General features: G+C 43.6%; 1 pseudogene. It reads right to left on the bottom strand.

Annotated features, from left to right (window positions below):
- A pseudogene (locus AB4160_RS19145) lies at positions 1–227 on the bottom strand (curlin); the annotation flags it as partial.

Here is a 227-nt window from a genome sequence, read left to right as displayed (position 1 = left end):
TCACTTAAATCACCCGTTTGTTGGAAAATTTCTGCTGAATTGTCCATCCCCGCTTGGGTTATGGTGGCTGATGCGCCATCGGAATTATCTTGATTAATATAAGCATCATTACCGCTGCCAATCGATTGATTAATGGTGGCATCGGCAAAGTCTGACACGTAGTTTCTTATTTCGGCATTATCGCCATTACCCGTTTGATTAATGGTAGATAGCGCGCCATCGGCATT

It is taken from the genome of Shewanella sp. 10N.286.51.B8, assembly GCF_041469325.1.
In the GTDB taxonomy this organism is placed as follows: domain Bacteria; phylum Pseudomonadota; class Gammaproteobacteria; order Enterobacterales; family Shewanellaceae; genus Shewanella.
Note: the sequence above shows the minus strand (reverse complement) of the source record. Positions and strands in the feature narration are given on the sequence as shown.